Genomic DNA, 21,845 nt, shown 5'->3' with positions numbered 1-21,845 from the left:
AATGAAAAATGGCGTTTACAGCATATTAAAAGCAAGATTTTTAATCAACGAAGAAGCAAATGCGGCTAAAAATTGGCGGTTCATTGTTTTTCTAATTCTTCTAGCCATTTTTATGATTGCCAACAACAATAATGTAGATCAAAAAGTTTTTAAAATCATTGAATTGACAGGAGAAGTAAAAGAATTGCGTTCGGAATTTGTTGACCGTCGTTCGGAATTAATGAAGTTAAAAATGGAATCTACAGTTACACTTAAAATGATTGAAAAAGGCATCAAACCCGCTTCATCACCACCGATAAAAATAATAGTAAAGAAAGAAGAAGAAAAAGGTTTTCTGAAAAATTTATGGTAGAAGATAATAAAAATATAATCTTAAGAATTTATATAGTTGCAGTTGTCATCTTTTTAATGGCGCTTGCAATTGTAGTAAAAATCACTAATATCCAATGGGTAGAAGGTGATTCTTTGCGCAAATTAGCCAAAGAACGTTCCATAAGAAATTTTGTTATTCCTGCCAATAAAGGAAATATTTATTCGTCTGATGGAAGTTTGTTGGCAACGTCTATTCCAAATTACACCATTCGATTTGATGCTCTGGCGCCAGATTCTAAGGATTTTCATAAAAACATCAAACCTTTATCCGATTCATTAGGTGTTTTATTTAATAAGTCCAGCAGTTTTTTTCAATTGGAATTAACTGCTGCAAGAACAAACAAAAACAGATTTTTATTAGTTGCAAGAGATTTGAGTTACACGGAATATATGCGAATTAAGAGTTTTCCTTTATTCAAATTAGGAATTTATAAAGGTGGAATTATCATTGAACAAAAAACAGTTCGAAAACATCCAATTGGAGAAATTGCGCAAAGAACTATTGGCTATGAGCGCATTACGCCAGAAGGTTTGCCGGATGGAAAAGGAATTGAATGGGCATTTAGAAAATATTTAAACGGAAAAGACGGAAAAGTGCTAAAGCAAAGAATTGCAAAAGGACAGTGGAAGCCTATCCGTGATGTAAATGAAGTTGAGCCGCAAGATGGCTACGATGTGATTTCTACGATTGATGTTTATATTCAAGATATTGCGCATCATTCGTTATTAGAACAACTTGAAAAATACAAAGCTGATCACGGATGCGTGGTGGTTATGGAAACTAAAACGGGTCAAGTTAAAGCAATTTCTAATTTAGGAAAAGTTGCAGAAGGCGTTTATTCTGAAACGACAAACTATGCAATTGCTGAATCTCACGAACCGGGCTCAACCTATAAATTGGCAGATTTGATGACGCTTTTAGAAGATAAAAAAGTGGACACAAGTGCTGTTTATAATACGAATGGTGGAGTAGTTACTTATTTTGGAAAGAAAGTTGCAGATTCTCACGAAGGCGGTTACGGAATTATTTCATTGGCAAAAGGATTTGAAAAATCATCAAATACCGTAATGGTTCAGGCGGTTTATAATAATTATAAAAATAATCCTTCTCAATTTGTAAATCATTTGGATGCGTATGGTTTGAATTCTCGATTGGGATTGCCATTTCAAGGAGAAGGGAAACCCTATATTCCCCAGCCTACAGATAAAACGTGGTCAAATCTTTCACTTCCGTGGATGGCTTTTGGGTATGGAGTTTCAATCACGCCATTGCAAACGTTGACATATTATAATGCTGTTGCAAATAACGGTGAAATGGTAAAACCACAATTCGTTTCAGAGATAAAAGAATGGAATAGAACGGTGTTGAAATTCAATAAAAAAGTCATCAATCCAAAGATTTGTTCGCAAGAAACGATTCTAAAATTGAAAGCTGTTTTGGAAAATGTGGTTAAAAGAGGAACAGCATCAAAATTATATTCTAAGGATTTTTCGATGGCCGGAAAAACGGGAACAGCTCAAGCAAATTATGCATCTAACGGCGGTGCAGATAAACATTATATTTCGTCATTTGTAGGTTATTTTCCTGCAGATGTGCCTAAATATTCATGTATTGTTGTAGTTCACGATCCGGATGCTTCCAATAATACTTATTACGGGGCCGATGTTGCGGGTCCTGTTTTTAAAAGAATAGCGCAAAAGATTTTTACCGATTCGCCAACGAGAAATGAAGTGAAAAATTTGGATAAAAAGAATCCTACACAAGAAAAAAATTACTCGGATTACTACGCAAAATCGCAAGAAAAAAAGAATGTAATTCCAAATTTAAAAGGAATGTCAGGAATGGATGCAGTTGCTTTATTGGGAAATCTTAAAGTAAAAGTAAAAATAATTGGGGTTGGAAAAGTAAAAAAACAATCCATTAATCCGGGAGTAGCTATTACAAGTGAAGCAACTATAACATTAGAATTATCGTGATAAATCTAAAAGAAATACTTTGGAAAGTAGCAATTGAAGCCGTAAATGGTTCGACGGATGTTGCTATTGAAAAAATGGAATTTGATTCCAGAAAAATTTCTGAAAATGATGTTTTCATTGCCATTCGCGGAACAATTTCTGATGGGCACGATTTTATTGAAACCGCTATTAATAAAGGCGCAATTGCAATAATTTGCGATACATTTCCAGAGATAATTGTTACAGGAATTACTTATATCCAAGTAAAAGACACAAACAAAGCGATGGCTTTTATGGCGGCAAATTATTTTGAAAACCCGTCTCAAAAACTAAAGTTGGTTGGAATTACAGGCACCAACGGAAAAACTACGGTGGCTTCGTTATTGTATCAATTATTTCAAAAAGCAGGGTATAAGGTGGGATTACTTTCTACAGTTAAAATTTTAGTTGACACCAAAGAATACAAAGCAACGCACACCACGCCTGATTCAATTACGATAAATCAGTATCTAAAAGAGATGGTTGATGAAGGTGTTGACTATTGTTTTATGGAAGTAAGTTCTCACGGAATTCATCAAAAAAGAACAGAAGGGTTGCAATTTGCTGGAGGCGTTTTCACCAATTTATCTCACGATCATTTAGATTACCACCCTACATTTTCGGAATATAGAGATGTAAAAAAATCGTTTTTCGATAATTTACCGAAAACTGCTTTTGCATTATCAAATAGTGATGATAAAAATGGAAGCGTAATGTTGCAAAATACAGTGGCAAGAAAATTGACGTATGCCTTGAAAACATATTCTGATTATAAAGCGCAAATTTTAGAAAATCAATTGTCGGGATTGCTATTAAAAATAAATGATAATGAAGTTTGGGTTCGGTTGATAGGAACATTTAATGCTTATAATTTATTGGCAATTTACGGAACTGCGGTTGAATTAGGGTTAGAATCATTAGAAGTTTTACGATTATTATCTGAATTAGAAAGTGTTTCTGGACGTTTCCAATTCATAGTTTCAAAAGGAAATATTACGGCAATTGTTGATTATGCGCATACGCCGGATGCTTTAGAAAACGTTTTGAAAACGATAAATGACATTAGAACCAAGAACGAACAACTGATTACGGTTGTGGGTTGTGGCGGTGACAGAGACAAAACGAAACGCCCAATAATGGCAGACATCGCATCGATTTTAAGTGATAAAATAATTATTACTTCGGACAATCCAAGAACGGAAAATCCTGAAACGATAATTGCAGAAATGGAACATGGTGTTGCGCCTCAAAATTTTAATAAAACAGTTTCAATTTCAGATAGAAAGCAAGCAATTAAAGCGGCTTGTCAATTGGCTCAAGCCAATGATATTATTCTAATTGCTGGAAAAGGACACGAAACATATCAAGAAATTAATGGTGTTCGCCACGATTTTGATGATATGAAAATTGTAAAAGAAATGTTAGATCAATTAGGAAAATAAGGTTTCATCGGATAAATGTTTAATCGTTTAGTCGAAAAGCCAATAAGAAGTTCAACAAATAACCGATTAACCAAATAAACTAAAATTATGCTATATTATTTATTTGAATACCTACATAAAGTATTAAACGTTCCGGGAGCTGGAGTGTTTCAATATATCACATTTAGATCGGCTTTGGCATTGATATTATCGTTATTGATTTCTACGATTTTCGGAAAAAGAATCATCAATTTTTTGAAAAATCAGCAAGTTGGAGAAACCGTTCGGGAATTGGGTCTTGCAGGACAAACTCAAAAAGCGGGAACGCCAACAATGGGTGGTTTGATTATTATTATCGCGACTTTAATTCCAGTTGTTTTATTTACAAAACTGAATAATATCTATATAATTCTATTGATTGTAACCACGCTTTGGATGGGAACTATTGGTTTTATTGACGATTATATCAAAATTTTCAAAAAAGACAAAGAAGGTTTAAAAGGTATTTTCAAGGTAATTGGTCAAGTTGGATTGGGAATAATTGTAGGTTCTGTTTTGTATTTGCATCCCGGTGTAACGGTTAGAAAAGACGTAAAAGATAAAGTTTCATTGACACAAACTGAAAATGTAATTCATCAAGCGCCAATTGAAGAAAAATCGACAGCAACAACAATTCCTTTTTTCAAAAATAACGAGTTTGATTATGCCGAATTATTAGCTTGGACCGGCGAAGGTTACGAAAAATGGGCGTGGTTGATATTCATTCCATTTGTAATTTTCATAATAACGGCAGTTTCAAATGGTGCCAATTTAACCGATGGAATTGATGGTTTGGCGGCAGGAACATCTGCAATTTCTGTTTTGGCATTGGCAATTTTCACTTTCGTTTCTGGAAACATTGTTTTTTCAAATTATCTGAACATAATGTACATTCCTGATTCAGGTGAAATGACCGTATTTATTGCAGCTTTTATTGGAGCATTAATTGGCTTTCTTTGGTATAATTCCTATCCCGCATCAGTATTTATGGGCGATACAGGAAGTTTGACCATTGGTGGAATTATCGCTGTTTTGGCAATTTCAGTTCGTAAAGAAATGTTGATTCCGTTAGTTTGTGGAATTTTCTTAGCTGAGAATTTCTCGGTTGTGTTACAAGTTGCTTATTTCAAATATACTAAAAAACGATTTGGTGAAGGACGAAGAATCTTCCTAATGTCGCCATTGCATCATCATTATCAGAAAAAAGGGTATCACGAAAGTAAGATTGTAACTCGATTTTGGATTGTCGGAATTTTATTAGCAATTCTGTCAATTGTAACCCTGAAATTAAGATAGTATGAGATTAGTCATACTCGGTGGAGGTGAAAGTGGAGTTGGAACCGCAATCCTTGGAAAGAAAAAAGGATACGATATTTTTGTGTCCGATTTTGGAAAAATAAAAGAAAATTATAAGGAAGTTCTTAGCATTAATGGAATAAAATGGGAAGAGGAAAAGCATACGGAAAAGAAAATTCTGAATGCAGATGTGGTGATGAAAAGCCCAGGAATACCAGATAAATCTCCGATTGTCAAAATGCTAATCGAGAATAAAATCCCCGTGATTTCCGAAATTGAATTTGCAGCGCCATTTACAAAAGCAAAAACAATAGGAATTACGGGTAGTAATGGTAAAACAACCACAACAATGTTGACATATCATTTGCTAAAATCGGCAGGAATAAATGTTGGACTCGGAGGGAATATTGGAAAGAGTTTTGCGTGGCAAGTTGCCGAAGATAAATACGATTATTACGTTTTGGAATTAAGCAGTTTTCAATTGGACGGAATCATAAATTACAAGCCAGATATTGCAATTATTACCAATATAAGCCCGGATCATTTAGACCGATACGAATATAAATATGAAAATTATATCGCATCAAAATTTAGAATTACAATGAACCAAACAGAAAACGACTTTTTAATCTATGACGCAGATGACGAAGCAATTTCAGAATGGTTAAAAAACAACAAAACAAAAGCACAATTAATTCCATTTTCACTTATAAAAACATTTGAAAATGGAGCCTTTATAAAAGATAAAAATATGGAAATCATCATCAACGAAGAAGAATTTGTAATGGAAACACAATACATTGCATTGGAAGGAAAACACAATTTGAAAAATGCGATGGCGGCAACTTCGGTAGCCAAATTATTGCAAATTCGCAAACAAACCATTCGGGAAAGTTTGTCAAACTTTCAAGGTGTAGAACATCGTTTGGAGAAAGTTTTGAAAATCCAAAATGTGCAATACATTAATGATTCAAAAGCGACCAATGTGAACGCTGCTTTTTTTGCTTTAGACAGTATGAATTCGCCTACAGTATGGATTGTTGGTGGTGTTGATAAAGGAAATGATTATTCAGAATTGATGTCTTTGGTTCATGAAAAAGTGAAAGCAATTATTTGTCTTGGTGTTGATAACAAGAAAATAATTGATGCTTTTGGAAATATTGTTGATATGATGATTGAAGTTTCAAGTATGCAAGATGCGGTAACTATGGCGCAACGTTTATCCGAAAAAGGCGATACCGTTTTGTTATCCCCAGCTTGTGCGAGTTTTGATTTATTTGAAAACTACGAAGACAGAGGAAGACAATTTAAAAACGCAGTACAGAATTTATAAGAAAATTTAAGATTTCAGAGTTTAGATTTTAGATTGAGGAATCAAATAATATCTTTTAATAACAACAAATGAAATTGAATATTTTAACAATCGAATAAATCAAAAAAATAGAAGTTTAGGTTTTTAAATCTAACATCTTAAATCAAAAATCGAAAATCAGTAATGAAAGAACTAATAAACAATCTAAAAGGAGACAAAGTAATATGGACATTCGTGGCCTTATTAGCGCTGTTTTCGTTTATGCCTGTTTTTAGTGCGAGTAGTAATTTAGCCTATTTGAACAAAGGAACTGGAAATACAATCAGTTATTTGCTGACTCATTTGGCTCATATTTTTATGGGTTTCTTAATAATTTATGCCGTTCATAAAATTCCATATCACTATTTCAGAGCGATTTCTAAAATTGCATTGCCCGTGGTTTGGGCATTGTTGGTCTTTACTTTAATTAGAGGAACGGCAATCGCTGGTGCAAATGCGAGTCGTTGGATTAAAGTGCCATTTATTGGAATTACATTTCAAACATCAACTTTTGCGTTTGTGGTTTTGATGATTTTTGTAGCCCGATATTTATCTAAAAAATCAGAAGAGCCAATGACTTTAAAATCATCATTATTGGAACTTTGGTTGCCTGTTTTTATTACGTTAGCATTTATTTTACCAGCCAATTTTTCTACAACAGCTTTGATATTTGCAATGGTTGTGATGCTAACTTTTGTCGGGAATTATCCAATAAAATACATTGCATTTATAGTTGGTTCTGGAGTTGTTTGCTTGGTATTTTTTGTGTTATTGTCGAAAGCATTTCCAGATTCTAAATTTTTCAATAGAGTAGGAACGTGGACAAGCAGAATTGAAAACTATACTTCAAATAAGCCTGGCGAGGATGATTACCAAATTAAAAATGCAAAAATAGCAATTGCTTCAGGAGGAATTTACGGTTTAGGACCTGGGAAAAGTGTACAGAAAAATGTACTTCCACAATCGTCTTCGGATTTTATTTTTGCAATTATTGTCGAAGAATATGGCTTAATTGGAGGCTTGCTAGTTCTTAGTTTATACTTGTTATTGTTCTTCCGATTTATGGTTGCGGCACATAAAGCCAATACACTTTTCGGAAAATTATTAGTGGTTGGTTTGGGATTTCCAATGATATTTCAAGCGCTTATTAATATGGGTGTCGCAGTTGAATTGTTGCCTGTAACTGGTCAAACATTACCGTTAATAAGTAGCGGTGGAAGTTCTATTTGGATGACGTGTGTTTCCCTTGGGATAATTATCAGCGTTACCAAAAAAGACGAAGAAATTGCATTAGAACAAAGTGAAGCTGAAAAAAGAGATCTGATTCTTCAAAAGTTAATTGACGAACAAATCGAAAAAGAAAATGCCGTTGAAGAAGATGTTTTGGAGAATAATTATTCTATTGAAGACACTTCTAAAAATCCAATGGATGCGGTTTTGAAGAAGAAATAAGCCCCCTAACCCCCGAAGGGGGAATTGTGAAAGATTATGAAAGAAACAAATTTAAATAGTAGCATTTCGGTTTCGTCTCCTTCCCTTCGGGAAGGTCGGGATGGGATTAAATTCATAGTGAGTGGTGGCGGAACAGGTGGACATATCTACCCGGCAATTGCTATTGCAAATGAATTAAAATCTCGTTTTCCAGATGCTGAATTTCTTTTTGTTGGTGCTCAAGATAAAATGGAAATGCAAAAAGTGCCACAAGCGGGTTATGCTATAAAAGGACTTTGGATTGCTGGTTTACAACGAAAATTGACTTTGCAAAATCTATTATTTCCTGTAAAACTAATCAGTAGTTTGTGGAAATCAAGAGCTATAATCAAAGGATTCAAACCCGATGTAGTTATTGGAACGGGTGGATTTGCTTCTGGGCCATTATTGCAAATGGCGAATTACTTGAATATTCCAACGGTTATTCAAGAACAAAATTCATTTCCTGGAATTACAAATAAATTGTTGAGTAAGAAAGCCAATACAATTTGTGTAGCTTATGAAAATTTAGAGCGGTTTTTTCCAAAAGACAAAATGATTTTAACTGGAAATCCTGTTCGCCAAGATTTAATTGACATTGATAGCAAAAGAGAAGAAGCCATTAAATATTTCAATTTGGATGCTTCCAAAAAAACACTTTTAGTTCTTGGCGGAAGCCTTGGTGCAAGAAGAATAAATCAATTAATTGAAAAGGAATTACCAAATATAACCAATCAAAATATTCAGGTTATCTGGCAATGTGGCAAGTTCTATTTTGATCAGTACAATAAATATAATACAAATGCCAACCAACAACCAACAACCAACATTCAGGTTTTTGCCTTTATTGACCGTATGGATTTGGTTTATGCTGCCGCAGATTTCATAATTTCTCGTGCTGGCGCATCATCGGTTTCGGAGTTGAGTATTGTGGGAAAACCTGTGATTTTCATTCCATCGCCAAATGTTGCCGAAGACCATCAAACCAAAAACGCCAAATCAATTGTAGATAGAAATGGCGCTTTGATGCTTAAAGAAAGTGAATTGGATGAAAAATTTAATACCGTTTTTAGCGATTTAGTTGCCAATGAAAATTTGCAAAAGCAACTATCAGAAAACATAAAAAAATTAGCAAAAATTCACGCTACAAGTGATATTGTAGATGAAATTGTGAAATTGATAAAATAAATATAAGTCAAAAGGTCGTTGGACTTTAAGACTTTAAACATTAAGACTTTTTTAAATGAATTTGAACCAAATACAGAACGTCTATTTCATAGGAATCGGAGGGATTGGGATGAGTGCTTTGGCGCGTTATTTCAAAACCATCGGTAAAAATGTATCTGGGTATGATAAAACGGAAACCGAACTCACGAAAGAATTGGTGCAAAGTGGCATCAACATTCATTTTGAAGACAATATCAATCTAATTCCAACTGATTTTTACACTGAAAATACGTTGGTAATTATTACTCCAGCAGTTCCAATTACGCATTCAGAATGGAACTATTTTTTAGAAAGAGATTTCAATGTTAAGAAAAGAGCAGAAGTTTTAGGAATTATTACAAAAGATACGTTTTGTTTTGCAGTTGCAGGAACGCACGGAAAAACAACAACATCAAGTATTTTAGGACATATTTTATATGAAAGTGGTGCCGATGTGACTTCGTTTTTAGGCGGAATTGTAGAGAATTATAATTCTAATTTAATTGGAACTGGAAAAACGATAACTGTGGTTGAAGCCGATGAATTTGACCGTTCGTTCTTGCATTTACATCCCAATATTGCCTGCATTACTTCTATGGATGCCGATCATTTGGACATTTATGGAGATAGTGCCGCAATTGAAGCTTCATTTGTAGAATTTGCTGATAAAGTGGAAGATAAAAGTAAGCTTTTTATAACCAAAGATTTGCCATTAGAAGGAGTTAGAGTAGAAATTAGCGAAAGTAAAACACTTAGCGAAGTTCCCCCTTTGGGGGTTAGGGGGCTATTCAAGGCTTTCAATGTGAGAATTGAGAATGGAAATTATGTTTTTGATGTGCAAACGCCAACGGAAATCATAACAAATTTACAATTTGGATTGCCTGGAAAACACAATTTAACGAATGCTTTGATGGCTTTGGCAATGGCAAAAACGTTCGGAACATCCAATGATGCAATTGCAAAAGCACTGAAATCGTTCAAAGGAATTAAGAGAAGATTTTCATATCAAATAAAAGAAACCGATTTAGTATATATTGATGATTATGCGCACCATCCAACAGAAATAAATGCGGTGCATCAAGCAGTTTCAGAATTGTATCCCAATCAAAAAGTGTTGGCAATTTTTCAACCGCATTTGTTCAGCAGAACAAAAGATTTTGCCGATGATTTTGCTAAAAGTCTTTCTGCTTTTGATGAGGTTTTATTGTTAGCTATTTATCCTGCACGAGAAGTACCAATGAAAGGAATTACATCTGATTGGTTGTTGGGAAAAATGACAAATGAGCATAAAAAAGTGGTTTCAAAATTGGATTTAATTCCATCAATATTGAAAAGTGAAGCAAAAATAATTGTTACTATTGGAGCTGGGGATATTGGAGAATTGGTTCAACCAATAAAAGAAGCATTGCTAAAAAAATAAATTGATTTTTGATTACAAAATTGAATAGCATAAATAAATTAAAATGAAAAACTTGAATTGGAAAAATATTTGGATAAATGTAAGATTGCTGCTAATGTTTGTGGCGGTTATTTTCCTATTTTCATTCTCTTCAAAACGAAATTCTGAGCGAAAACTCTCGAAATCAGTAGTGGTTTTTCTCGGAAATGACGAACTTTTTGTTACACACGAAACGGTTAATAAATTGTTAATAGAAAATAATAAGAGTGTGCAAATACTACAAAAAGATAAGGTAGATTTGAACAAATTGGAAAAATATCTCGACAATTACAATATGATTGAAAAATCAGAAGTGTTTGTCACTATTGATGGCGTGCTAAAAGCAGTGGTAAAACAGAAGTCGCCAATAGCAAGGGTTTTTGATGAAAACGGATCCTTTTATTTTGATTATCAGGGGAATAAAATGCCGTTATCTGAAAATTTCACGGCGAGAGTTCCGATAGTTTCAGGTGCAATAAATGATGAAAATAGCAAGGATTTAAATAAATTATTTCGATTTATTTATGATGATGCTTTTTTGAAAAAAAACATAATTGGAATAGAAATTTTGCCAACAGGGGCGATAATTATGTCCAACAGAAATTATAATTACAAGATTGATTTTGGAAGAACCATAAATGTGGAAGCTAAATTCAAAAATTATAAAGCATTTTTTCAAAAAGCAGAAGCAGATAGTTCGTTAGTGAAATATAAAAAAATAAATCTGAGGTTTACGCAGCAAGTCGTTTGCACAAAATAATTGGTTATGGAAAAAGAGAACATTGCAGTAGGATTAGACATTGGGACAACGAAAATTGTCGCAATGATTGGTAGAAAAAACGAATACGGAAAATTGGAGATTCTTGGAATTGGAAAATCCAAAAGCTTAGGTGTGAAAAGAGGCGTGGTTGATAATATCACTCAAACCATTCAATCTATCCAACAAGCGGTTCAAGAAGCAGAAACCAATTCAGGTTACAAAATAAAAGATGTAGTTGTAGGAATTGCGGGACAACATATTCGCAGTATTCAACACAGCGATTACATCAGCAGAAGTAATGCAGAAGAAGTTATTGGCGATAAAGACATTGATTTATTGATTAATCAAGTTCATAAACTAGCGATGCTTCCAGGAGAAGAAATTATTCACGTTTTGCCTCAAGAATTCAAAATCGATGGGCAATCTGAAATAAAAGAACCAATCGGAATGTGTGGCGGAAGATTAGAATCTAGTTTTCACGTGGTTGTTGGGCAAGCATCATCAATCCGAAATGTGGGAAGATGTATTCAAAGTTCAGGCATAGAATTATCAGGATTAACCTTGGAACCATTGGCTTCGGCAGATGCGGTTTTGAGTCAAGAAGAAAAAGAAGCGGGTGTAGCTTTGATAGATATTGGAGGTGGAACGACAGATTTAGCCATTTTCAAAGACGGTATTATTCGCCACACGGCAGTAATTCCTTTTGGAGGAAATGTAATCACAGACGACATCAAAGAAGGCTGTTCTATCATTGAAAAGCAAGCGGAATTATTGAAAGTGAAATTTGGATCGGCTTGGCCAGGAGAAAATAAAGACAACGAAATTGTTTCTATTCCAGGTTTGCGAGGCAGAGAACCAAAAGAAATTTCTTTGAAAAATTTATCTAAAATAATCCACGCTCGTGTCGTTGAAATTATTGAGCAAGTTTTTGTTGAAATTAAAGCGTATGGTCACGAAGATCCAAGACGTAAATTGATTGCAGGTATCGTATTAACTGGGGGTGGCGCACAATTGAACCACATCAAACAATTAGTAGAATACATAACAGGAATGGATACGAGAATTGGGTATCCAAACGAGCATTTGGCGGGTGATTCTGATGAAGAAATTTCAAGTCCATTATATGCAACAGCAGTTGGATTGGTTATGAATTCTATTGAAAACAGTTCGCAAAGTGCGGTTAGAATTAGTTTTTCTGCACCAGAAAAAGTAAATGCGTATAGAGCGCCAATGGAACAAATTCAAGCAATTGAAGAACCTGTTCAACAAGAAGAAGAGGAAAGAGTACAACCGAAAATACCCATGGGAGAATCGACAGAAACAAAAATCAGGAAATCGTTTTTTGATAAATATGTCGATAAGATTAAAGAATTTTTAGACAACGCAGAGTAGTTTAAAAATTAAATTAAAACAAAATTCTCTTTTTGCTTAGTGCCGAAAGAAGTTAAAAAATAGAATAATTAATTAAGAATAAAAAACCAATATTATGACAAGCAACTCAGATTTTGGAAGTATTTCATTTGATTTACCAAAGAACCAATCAAATGTAATTAAGGTAATTGGCGTTGGTGGAGGCGGAAGTAACGCAATCAACCACATGTTCAAACAAGGTATTAAAGGCGTTGATTTCATCGTTTGTAACACCGATTCGCAAGCATTAGAAAACAGTTCGGTTCCGAACAAAATTCAATTGGGTGTGAATTTAACCGAAGGACTTGGTGCAGGTGCCAATCCAGAAGTGGGTCAACAATCAGCGATTGAGAGCATTGCCGACATCGAAAAAATGTTGGACAGCAATACCAAAATGGTTTTCATTACCGCAGGAATGGGTGGTGGAACTGGAACTGGTGCTGCCCCAGTAATTGCTCAATTGGCAAAAGAAAGAGACATTCTAACCGTTGGAATTGTAACTATTCCTTTTCAATTTGAAGGAAAAGTACGTCAAGAACAAGCGTTATTAGGTGTTGAAAAATTAAGAAAACAAGTCGATTCTTTGATTGTTATCAATAATAACAAATTGAGAGAAGTATATGGAAATTTAGGTTTCAAAGCCGGTTTCTCTAAAGCGGACGAAGTTTTGGCAACTGCCTCAAGAGGAATTGCTGAAGTAATTACGCATCACTATACTCAAAATATCGATTTAAAAGATGCGAAAACCGTTTTGTCAAACAGTGGAACTGCCATTATGGGTTCGGCTTCGGCAAGTGGTGAAAATCGTGCAAAAGAAGCCATTATTTCTGCGCTCGATTCCCCATTATTAAATGATAATAAAATCGCAGGTGCCAAAAACGTATTGTTGCTTATCGTTTCTGGAACCAATGAAATCACAATTGACGAAATCGGAGAAATTAATGATCATATTCAAGCCGAAGCAGGTCACAATGCCAATATTATTATGGGTGTTGGTGAAGATGAGTCTCTTGGCGATGCCATAGCTGTGACCATTATTGCTACTGGTTTCAATGTCGAACAACAAAATGAAATCGTAAATACGGAACCTAAAAAAATTATCCACACTTTGGGTGGCGAACAAAAATTAGTTCAAGATTTATCAAATAATAAAGCAATTCCAGGATTCGATTTTTTGAAATTTGAGGATGTAATTCCTCAAAAAGAAGAGAAAATCATCTTTGAATTATTAGAAGATGAAGTAGAAATTGATGTTGTTGCAGAAGTTCCAATGGAAGTTTTTGAAGCACCTGAAGTTGAAGTTCCAACGTTCGAAATGGACTTGGTTCCAACTTCAGAATTCATAAAAAACCTTGAAGTTACTTTCGAAATTGTAGCGCCAGAATTGGATGTAGAATATTATTTTTCTGCCCCAGAAGTGAAAGAAATTGAAGTGGTTGCACCAAGAGCAAATTACATCGAAGAAGAGCAAATTACATTTTCATTCGATTTGCCAATTGCTAAAACCGAAGCGCCAAAAGAAGATCGTTTTCTTTTTCAATTGACGGATGAGACTAAAAATATTCAAGTAAATGAGCCTGTGGAGTTTGTCCCAATGACCGAACTGAACGAAAGTGGTATCATCAAATATTCTCTTGAAGAGTATATGGATATCGAAAAAGAATTATCAAATTCTAAGCCTGTTGCCGCGACAATCGAAGAGCCAATTGCTGCCGAATTGAATATCACGGTAAAACAAGTTGATTTCACGGACAATAACAACCCGTTTTCAGATGAAATTTCCCCAATGGAAATGTCAATCGAAGAATCGTCTAAAATTATTGCCGATGAAAGAAGAAGAAAATTGAAAGATTTCAACTATAAATTTCACAATAATCCATCACGAGTGGAGGAATATGAAAAAGAGCCGGCGTATAAAAGATCGGGTGTTGACCTTTCAAACCCTTTAAACAGCAATACAAATTCCCGAATTTCATTGGGAACCGACAGCAATAATGACAGTCAATTGAGATCCAACAACTCGTTTTTGCACGATAACGTAGATTAAACAAAAGGCAATCAATATAAATTTAGCCCGAAAGTCTAATTGATTTTCGGGCTATTTTTTGCTTCAAAGCTTCCGATTTCTTTTTATCGGAACGGGATTAAAATCAGTTGTAAATTCAATATTAATTCTATAAATTTACAGGGCCTTAATCCAGCTGTACGTTACAAGTTTTTTCTCGAAAATGCTTTTTTCTACGACCTTAAAAGAGCTTCTAAAGTCGCTTTTTAAGGGCAAGAAAAAATCCATTTTCTCTAAAAAAGCTTTCCACTTCCATCTGGGGCAAAGTAAAATCGTTCTTATAATAACGATTCAACAAATAACCAAATTAACAAAATAAGATATGAGTTTATCAGCAAGATTAATGGACGATATTAAAACCGCAATGAGAGCAAAAGACACGATTGCATTGGAAGCACTTCGCGCCATAAAATCGGAAATTTTGTTAGCTCAAACGGCAACGGGAAGCAAGGAAGAAATCTCTGAAGAAGACGAAATCAAATTGTTGCAAAGATTGGTAAAAACCAGAAAAGACAGCGCAAAAATCTTCACAGAGCAAAACCGTTTGGACTTAGCAGAACCTGAATTAGCACAAATTGCAGTAATCGAAAAATTCTTGCCAGCACAATTAAGTGAAGCAGAAGTAGAAGCTATAATTGCAAAAATCATTGCCGAAACAGGAGCTTCAGGAATTGCTTCAATGGGAAAAGTTATGGGATTAGCCTCAGCACAATTAGGCGGAACCGCCGAAGGAAAAACCATTTCTACCATAGTAAAGAAATTGTTGGTTTAGTTAGAATTTATTGATTTTTTTTATTCTGAAATCAAAAATCTGAAATCAAAAATCATAATGGCTGCGTAGTTCAACTGGATAGAATATCAGATTTCGGCTCTGAGGGTTGCAGGTTCGAACCCTGCCGCGGTCACTTTACTCCTTGTATTATTTCACAAGGAGTTTTTTATTGTATAAATTCCGAGAACTTCGTTTGAACTGGATACCTGCCTGACGGCAGGCAGGGAATATTAGATTTCGTATCTGAGGGTTGCAAGTTCGAACCCTGCCGCGGTCACAAATATTAAAACACAATATGTTTTTAGGTATTTTATTAAACAAAAGTGGAGCGGTTGAATACTCCTCTTTTGTTTTGTAAATTAGAATTTATATTGTAAAATGAATTCATTTGTATTTCGAGCCCTTGCAAGTTCTTGACGTGTACTCATTTCATATGCAAAACCAAGTACAAATCTTTTGTTGATTATAAAGTTTAATATTCCTGCATATGCATTATCAGTTCTATACATAGCACCAATTTCAATAATTTTTTCAATATTTAAAACTGTGTTGATGTCTATAGAAACTGGAGCTCCATTCACATAGCGATACATAAAGGAAGGTTTTAAAACTAATTCAGCAATATTTTTTTTTGAATATCAATAATTTATAAATGAAAAATTTTTCTTATTTGTAAAACTTCTATTTTTATCTATTATTTACAAACGCGTTATTTTTATTTTTAAAACAAACTTTATAATACGACCTCTTAAATTACTGCTTTTTCACAAAATCCAAAACTTCGGTAATCGTTGCCATTTTGGAAAGTATAATCCCTTTACTGTCTATAATATACATTGTAGGCGTTCCAATTACAGCATAGTTTTTAAAATTAACGCCGTTCATGCCCCCTACATCACGGTATTTGGCAGCCCACGGAAACGACGCAGCGGTTTTTGTAAAAGCAGCTGGGTCTAAATCGCCGGCAATACTGATGATTTTGATGCCTTTGGCTACTAAATCTTTATAATTAGTGTTTAATGTTGCTATGGCAGTTTCACAATGCCCACAGTCCGATTGGTAAAATAACAGTAAGGTGTATTTTGAATTTAAGGCATCCATTTTTAAAACGGTGGTGGTGGTACTATTTCCCATAGTGTTGGTTAGGGTTAAGTCGGGGGATTTTTTTCCGATTGCTAACTGATACGATTGAATTATTTTTTCTAGTTTACCTGTTGGGTTTTTTATTCGGTTGTCTTTGATGAGAAAAGCTACTAATGCATTTTGGTCTTTAGTCCAAGAAAATTTTTCGGTTACAGAGATTGCAGCATCTATCAAATCTTCATACACTTGCTGGTTTTTGATGCGTTTTAAATTGCTAGCTACATCAGCGCCAAAACTTCCAAAATAAAGACTTTCTTTCGTATACACTTCCATACAAGAGTTAATGATGCCAAACCACATCGAGCTGCCGTATAAAGCATCAAAATCTATTTGTGTAAAGAAATTTTTGGCTATGGTTTTCGCCTCATTACTTTCCCATACTTTGGCTAGTTTTTCTTCTTGTGCCATTTTAAACTGCATATACTTTCCAGCAAACAAGGTTGACTGGTTGATGGTATCGACTAGCCTTTGAAGTAGTTTTTCAACACGCTGTTTTTCGGTTTCTAGTTTTTTTAAAAACGGTTCTTCTGTTTTGTACAGTTTACTCAACTCTTGGTTTAATCCTATTTGCTGTTTGTATTGTGCTGCATTGTCAAACCAGCGGTTCAAACCATCGTTTTCGGGCGAATTAAGAATTTTAGTGTTTTGAGCATATACATATTCCATATCACAAATGAGTGTTGGGTTTTCAGTAGGCGATAGCACAAAATCATAACTCAAATAAGCCTTGCCTTTAATAGTAAGATTGACCAAGCCCGTTTGGGGTTGTTTGGTTTTGAAGGCTAGCGTCCCTATGCAGTTTTGGTCTAATAGCACAGTGCCCAGCGTGTCTTTTCTAACCCCATGTACCGCTACAATAACTGCTTCTTTATTGGGGTGTTGCGATAGTTTTAAAGAAAGTTTTTGTGCCGAAAGATCTACTGCCGTAAAGGAAATAAATGCAGCGAATACTAGTTTAAAGTTCATTGTTTTTGATTTTATAAATGTTACCATTTAATGTAAATAGGCCATCGCTATAATTTATATATATTTTTTCTTTATTATCTAATTTTCACCAAAATGCTCACGAGTAATCCCCGCTTAAATGGCTTATATTGAAATCAATTCTTGAACCATTTCCAAGCTGGAATTAACTGTATTTTCTTATCGTCTTGTATAATTTCATCTTCTTGATTCATCGTGACGATCACGCCTTTTTCCAAGTCAAAAAACCTTAACGCTTCCACCAATCCATTCACTTCTCGTGGTAAATTCTCCTGCGATACTTCTGCACAAACTTGAATGGCAAGTGTTACTTTATTTTTTTCTTTAACAACAAAATCGCATTCTCCTTTCTCCCTGAAATAATAAAGCTCTTTATAAGTTCGTCTCAATTGCAGGTAAACTGCATTTTCGAATAATCGGCCCGTATCATTTGAAAAGCTTAATGAATTTGCATCTCCAAAACCTGTATCTATCACATAGACTTTCTTTGGACTAATGGCTATACTTTTTAAGGACCAGCTAAATTTGGGTAAGGTAAATAATAAATAACTATCTTCAAACCAACTGATATAATCCATCACCGTATTCACCGAACCTACACCAAAAGTGTTTTTGATATTGGTAAATGAAAATTCTTTCCCAGCATTGCTTATTAAATATAAAGCGATACTAATTAACACTTTATCATTCCTCACCGAATGCCTTACAATGATGTCTCGGTAGACAATGTCTTTAAACAGTTGCTGTAAAACTTCTTTGTTTGCGGTTTTAAGATAATCTGGAAATCCTCCTTCCACTAAATAGTGCTCAAATGTTGCTGCTTCAGCCTTTATTTTTTTGAATGATACGTATTCTTTGAACGAAAAAGGAAGCAACTCTATCTGAATATTTCTCCCTGTAAGTTTGGTACCCAGCTCTCTGCTTAACAAAGATGCATTTGAACCGGTAATACAGATCACTTTTTGCTTATCGTGAAGATTTCTAATAAATATTTCCCAATTGTCTACATTTTGTATCTCATCAAAGAAATAATACAAGGTGTTTTTACCGATTACTTCATCCAATTTTACAAAGTCAGTGGTTTCAAAACCAAATATTCGTGGGTCTTCAAAATTAAAAAACGCCACAGAAACCTTTAATTGATTGATTAACTGCTGCATCAGGGTGCTTTTACCACAACGCCTGATTCCGGTAATGATAAGCACAAATTCTTTACTCAAAGTCACCTGAGCTAATTTCTCTCTCCGTTCTCCATTAGGTTTACTCTCCAACAAAAGTTGTTGTTGCTTAAAGGCTATTTCTACGTCAGACTTTAAAACCATAGTTTTTTATATTTTAGTAATATGCAAATATACATTTTATAAATGAACAAATTTACATTTTAGTAAAATATAAATTGATAGTCGAGCAGTAGTGGGATTGCATTCTATTCGTGGCGTTACTGTTATTTGTTCCAACCCCGTGTACGGCTACAATAACCGCTTCTTTATTGGGATGTTGTGATAGGTTTAGTGTAAGTTCTTGTGCTGAAATATGCATCGAGAGCAAAAGAACGAAAAGGGGTAAGGTTAATTTTAATTTCATTTTTTTATTATTTTAAAACATTAATATTAATGGCGTCTGAAATATATTCAGATTGATAGATAGCGCTTTTTTACCATAAAAGACACAAAAGATTTATTTTGTCAAAGGTTCAAAGGTTCAAAGGTTTTTTCCTATTGAGATAAAATCTGAAATAAATTCAGATTAATCGATTAACCGAATAAACCTTTTTTACCGCAGATTAAAAGGATTTTTCAAATAACCAAAACAATTATCATCCATCAACTTTTGCGCCCTCCAAATAACCAAATCAACAAATAACCAAATCAACCTTCTTCAAATAACTGCTTAACACTAACGTTTCACAAATTCCAAAACCTCAGTAATTGTTGCCAATCTTGAAAGTATAATTCCTTTGCTGTCTAAAATATACATTGTAGGCGTTCCTATTACCGCATAGTTTTTAAAATTGATGCCTTTTGTTCCTTCAAAATCGCAGTATTTATCAGCCCAAGGATGTGGCAACGAGGTGTCTTTGAAAACTTTTTCGTCGGTATCGGCAGCAATGGAGACAATTTTTATCCCTTTGCTTACCATTTTTTTATAATTGTCTGTTAATCCTTTCATTGTTTCTTCACAAGGACCACAACCTGATTTATAAAAAACCAGCAAAGTGAATTTTGATTTTAAATCATCTGTTTTGATCACTGTTGTAATTTGGTTCTTCGCTTCTTTCATGCCGTTATACGTTACCACAGTCAAATCGGGTGCCTTGCCCGTAAGGTCTTGTTTAAAAATGTTTAAAACCCCGTCATAATTCAGCAATCGTTTCGAGTTTTTAATGCTCGGAATCAAAGCAAAAAGAGCGTTGTCTTTGCCTGCTTTGGTTAGTTCTTTGGTTAGATTAATCACAAAATCAGTGTAAATGGCATCACTTTTTATGCGGTTTAAAATTGTGGTAGCATCGGCGAGCATTTTGGCATCGTCTTTAATGACCATAGTTTGCACTTGCACCCAACTGTTGATGATACCTCCCCAATGATTGGAAGTGTACAAAACCGAAAAATCCAGCTCATTGGTTATAAAAGTATTGATATTATTGGCTTTTTGTTTTTCATCTACTGTAATGATGGTGCCAATGCCCATTGTAAGGTTTACAATTTGACGAAACTTGGCAGCAAATAAGGGTGATTTTTTTAAATCGTTGCAATAGGTATCGTATTGTTTGATGATCTTCGTATATTCCTCATCGGCTAGTTTGTAGAAATTGCTTTTAGGCTCATACGCTCTTTTGGTTGCCAACATCGCATCGTGTTTTTCAAATAGTTTTTGCTGTTTTTGGTAGTTGGATTTATCAAAAATATTTTCTTTGGTGTTTTTATAAACAATACTTTCGGTTTTTGGGATGCTATCCAAGCATGAAACCGAAAAATCTTCGTTGTTAATGATTAAATCCAACCCGCCACCTGTAGCACTATTGGTCAAATACCATTGCGCCATACCTTTATAGCCTTTGTAGTTTTCAGGAATAGTGAGTTGCACTTTGCCACCTTTAGGAATGGTGTCTTCCTTCAGGGTAATTTGTTTATCACCCTGAAAGATCTTAAATTCATAGGTTTGTCCTGCAAAATACGGAAACTCAAGATTGATAGTTTGAGCAGTGGCACTAAAGCTGATAAATAGTAGGTAAAAGAAATATAAAATGTTTTTTTTCATGATAAAGTGTTTTTAAAAGGATATAATTTATAAATTATTGAGGTATGTTTTATTGCTTCTACATATCCATATTGAAATAGAAAATTGTTTCTATCTTTTATCAAGGCACTATAAACAATTGTATACGTTCGATAGTGTTTCATAACGCCAAGATAGCTGTTGATGGAAGTTCTAATTTTTTGTAAGTCTAAAAGCGATGGAATATTGTTTTCTAGAAATGTCTTCCACTTAGCAATACACTTTTTAAAATTTAATTTTGTTCGGTTAGAAACATATATCCGATGGGGCTTTAGTGTTGCGCCCAAAAAATTAACTCCTTTGGAATAATGCTGTAAAACTACTTTTTTGGGATGCAGTATTAGTCCTAAAGTGTCTTTTAAAAATTTCTTTATGGTTTTTATCAATTCTTTTAGATAAAAAGGATCTTTGTGCACAATAAAAAAATCATCTACATAGCGACCATAATAGGGAATGGATAGTTCTTTTTTAATAAAAACATCTAAAGAATGCAAATAGATATTACTAAAAAGCTGTGAGGTTAAATTGCCAATAGGCAAGCCACAATTGGTTTCAGAATAAAATAGGCTTTTACTAGCGGGTAACGTTTTCCAATCGGCTCTTTTACCTTTTACAATAGCATTTTTTGTAGGGTTGTCTGATAATAGTGTAGCTATTAAATAAGTACTTAGTTCTTTTGTATCGGCCTTTATGGCTGGGTCGCTTGTTATGGCATTGATCAATTTTTGATTCAAAATGTTTTTATCGATACTCATAAAGTAACCCTGTATATCTAATTTTAAAACATAACACGCTTCAGTATAGTTTTCGCTACATTGTTTTATGGCTGTATTTAATCGTTGAATAC

General features: G+C 34.2%; 17 protein-coding genes and 1 tRNA gene. 13 read left to right on the top strand and 5 right to left on the bottom strand.

The genetic code is table 11. The annotated features are described in order from the left end of the window. Nucleotide 1 precedes the first annotated feature (1 nt). The 13 genes from AC9UEH_RS09500 to AC9UEH_RS09440 all read left to right on the top strand — a co-directional run bounded on the left by AC9UEH_RS09500 (nt 2) and on the right by AC9UEH_RS09440 (nt 15,728). Nucleotides 2–352, top strand: coding sequence for an FtsL-like putative cell division protein (locus AC9UEH_RS09500; protein WP_509531135.1), 351 nt, complete (start codon nt 2–4; stop codon nt 350–352). After that, entirely contained in the window at nt 346–2,349 is a 2,004-nt protein-coding gene (locus AC9UEH_RS09495; protein WP_509531133.1) for a PASTA domain-containing penicillin-binding protein, read from the top strand. The genes AC9UEH_RS09500 and AC9UEH_RS09495 overlap by 7 nt, the downstream gene beginning before the upstream one ends. Further along, the gene (locus tag AC9UEH_RS09490) at nt 2,349–3,809 is read left to right on the top strand and encodes a UDP-N-acetylmuramoyl-L-alanyl-D-glutamate--2,6-diaminopimelate ligase (RefSeq protein WP_509531158.1); all 1,461 of its coding nucleotides are present in this window, start codon (nt 2,349–2,351) and stop codon (nt 3,807–3,809) included. The genes AC9UEH_RS09495 and AC9UEH_RS09490 overlap by 1 nt, the downstream gene beginning before the upstream one ends. A gap of 87 nt (nt 3,810–3,896) precedes the next feature. After that, nucleotides 3,897–5,123 carry a phospho-N-acetylmuramoyl-pentapeptide-transferase gene (gene mraY, locus AC9UEH_RS09485; protein ID WP_509531131.1) on the top strand — a complete coding sequence of 409 codons (1,227 nt, stop codon included), beginning with the start codon at nt 3,897–3,899 and terminating at the stop codon, nt 5,121–5,123. Between the two features lies 1 nt (nt 5,124). Next, the gene (gene murD / locus AC9UEH_RS09480) at nt 5,125–6,456 is read left to right on the top strand and encodes a UDP-N-acetylmuramoyl-L-alanine--D-glutamate ligase (RefSeq protein WP_509531129.1); all 1,332 of its coding nucleotides are present in this window, start codon (nt 5,125–5,127) and stop codon (nt 6,454–6,456) included. Nucleotides 6,457–6,618: 162 nt separating this feature from the next. Next, entirely contained in the window at nt 6,619–7,926 is a 1,308-nt protein-coding gene (locus AC9UEH_RS09475) for an FtsW/RodA/SpoVE family cell cycle protein (RefSeq protein WP_509531127.1), read from the top strand. 36 nt (nt 7,927–7,962) lie between these two features. After that, nucleotides 7,963–9,132: an undecaprenyldiphospho-muramoylpentapeptide beta-N-acetylglucosaminyltransferase gene (gene murG / locus AC9UEH_RS09470; protein WP_509531125.1), complete on the top strand. Its 1,170-nt coding sequence runs from the start codon at nt 7,963–7,965 to the stop codon at nt 9,130–9,132. 55 nt (nt 9,133–9,187) lie between these two features. After that, the gene (gene murC, locus AC9UEH_RS09465) at nt 9,188–10,570 is read left to right on the top strand and encodes a UDP-N-acetylmuramate--L-alanine ligase (RefSeq protein WP_509531123.1); all 1,383 of its coding nucleotides are present in this window, start codon (nt 9,188–9,190) and stop codon (nt 10,568–10,570) included. A 43-nt stretch (nt 10,571–10,613) separates the two neighbouring features. Next, entirely contained in the window at nt 10,614–11,348 is a 735-nt protein-coding gene (locus AC9UEH_RS09460; protein ID WP_509531121.1) for a cell division protein FtsQ/DivIB, read from the top strand. A gap of 6 nt (nt 11,349–11,354) precedes the next feature. Further along, on the top strand, nt 11,355–12,740 hold the full coding sequence (ftsA, locus tag AC9UEH_RS09455) for a cell division protein FtsA (RefSeq protein WP_509531119.1): 1,386 nt from the start codon (nt 11,355–11,357) through the stop codon (nt 12,738–12,740). Nucleotides 12,741–12,834: 94 nt separating this feature from the next. Next, nucleotides 12,835–14,805 carry a cell division protein FtsZ gene (ftsZ, locus tag AC9UEH_RS09450; RefSeq protein WP_509531117.1) on the top strand — a complete coding sequence of 657 codons (1,971 nt, stop codon included), beginning with the start codon at nt 12,835–12,837 and terminating at the stop codon, nt 14,803–14,805. Between the two features lie 340 nt (nt 14,806–15,145). Beyond that, nucleotides 15,146–15,595 (top strand): GatB/YqeY domain-containing protein, encoded by a 450-nt coding sequence (locus tag AC9UEH_RS09445; protein WP_509531115.1) that lies wholly within the window; start codon nt 15,146–15,148, stop codon nt 15,593–15,595. Between the two features lie 59 nt (nt 15,596–15,654). Beyond that, nucleotides 15,655–15,728, top strand: a tRNA-Arg gene (locus tag AC9UEH_RS09440). A gap of 226 nt (nt 15,729–15,954) precedes the next feature. Here the strand turns inward: AC9UEH_RS09440 and AC9UEH_RS09435 are convergent. The 5 genes from AC9UEH_RS09435 to AC9UEH_RS09415 all read right to left on the bottom strand — a co-directional run. After that, a complete protein-coding gene (locus tag AC9UEH_RS09435; protein WP_509531156.1) occupies nt 15,955–16,218 on the bottom strand; it encodes a type IX secretion system membrane protein PorP/SprF in 264 nt (87 codons plus the stop codon). A gap of 130 nt (nt 16,219–16,348) precedes the next feature. Then, a complete protein-coding gene (locus AC9UEH_RS09430) occupies nt 16,349–17,704 on the bottom strand; it encodes a TlpA family protein disulfide reductase (RefSeq protein ID WP_509531113.1) in 1,356 nt (451 codons plus the stop codon). A 134-nt stretch (nt 17,705–17,838) separates the two neighbouring features. Next, a complete protein-coding gene (locus AC9UEH_RS09425) occupies nt 17,839–19,044 on the bottom strand; it encodes an ATP-binding protein (protein WP_509531111.1) in 1,206 nt (401 codons plus the stop codon). 574 nt (nt 19,045–19,618) lie between these two features. Next, a complete protein-coding gene (locus AC9UEH_RS09420) occupies nt 19,619–20,980 on the bottom strand; it encodes a peroxiredoxin family protein (protein ID WP_509531109.1) in 1,362 nt (453 codons plus the stop codon). Next, the coding region (locus AC9UEH_RS09415) for an RNA-directed DNA polymerase (RefSeq protein ID WP_509531107.1) at nt 20,977–21,845 on the bottom strand (869 nt) is incomplete at its 5' end. The genes AC9UEH_RS09420 and AC9UEH_RS09415, both read right to left, overlap by 4 nt.

This window comes from Flavobacterium sp., assembly GCF_040402835.1.
GTDB lineage: Bacteria > Bacteroidota > Bacteroidia > Flavobacteriales > Flavobacteriaceae > Flavobacterium.
Note: the sequence above shows the minus strand (reverse complement) of the source record. Positions and strands in the feature narration are given on the sequence as shown.

Excerpts from the sequence above, each read along its gene's own strand:
- AC9UEH_RS09500 (WP_509531135.1), top strand. The coding sequence starts at position 2 with ATGAAAAATGGCGTTTACAGCATATTAAAAGCAAGATTTTTAATCAAC.
- AC9UEH_RS09495 (WP_509531133.1), top strand. The coding sequence starts at position 346 with ATGGTAGAAGATAATAAAAATATAATCTTAAGAATTTATATAGTTGCA.
- mraY (WP_509531131.1), top strand. The coding sequence starts at position 3,897 with ATGCTATATTATTTATTTGAATACCTACATAAAGTATTAAACGTTCCG.
- murD (WP_509531129.1), top strand. The coding sequence starts at position 5,125 with ATGAGATTAGTCATACTCGGTGGAGGTGAAAGTGGAGTTGGAACCGCA.
- AC9UEH_RS09475 (WP_509531127.1), top strand. The coding sequence starts at position 6,619 with ATGAAAGAACTAATAAACAATCTAAAAGGAGACAAAGTAATATGGACA.
- murG (WP_509531125.1), top strand. The coding sequence starts at position 7,963 with ATGAAAGAAACAAATTTAAATAGTAGCATTTCGGTTTCGTCTCCTTCC.
- murC (WP_509531123.1), top strand. The coding sequence starts at position 9,188 with ATGAATTTGAACCAAATACAGAACGTCTATTTCATAGGAATCGGAGGG.
- AC9UEH_RS09460 (WP_509531121.1), top strand. The coding sequence starts at position 10,614 with ATGAAAAACTTGAATTGGAAAAATATTTGGATAAATGTAAGATTGCTG.
- ftsA (WP_509531119.1), top strand. The coding sequence starts at position 11,355 with ATGGAAAAAGAGAACATTGCAGTAGGATTAGACATTGGGACAACGAAA.
- ftsZ (WP_509531117.1), top strand. The coding sequence starts at position 12,835 with ATGACAAGCAACTCAGATTTTGGAAGTATTTCATTTGATTTACCAAAG.
- AC9UEH_RS09445 (WP_509531115.1), top strand. The coding sequence starts at position 15,146 with ATGAGTTTATCAGCAAGATTAATGGACGATATTAAAACCGCAATGAGA.
- AC9UEH_RS09430 (WP_509531113.1), bottom strand. The coding sequence starts at position 17,704 with ATGAACTTTAAACTAGTATTCGCTGCATTTATTTCCTTTACGGCAGTA.
- AC9UEH_RS09425 (WP_509531111.1), bottom strand. The coding sequence starts at position 19,044 with ATGGTTTTAAAGTCTGACGTAGAAATAGCCTTTAAGCAACAACAACTT.
- AC9UEH_RS09420 (WP_509531109.1), bottom strand. The coding sequence starts at position 20,980 with ATGAAAAAAAACATTTTATATTTCTTTTACCTACTATTTATCAGCTTT.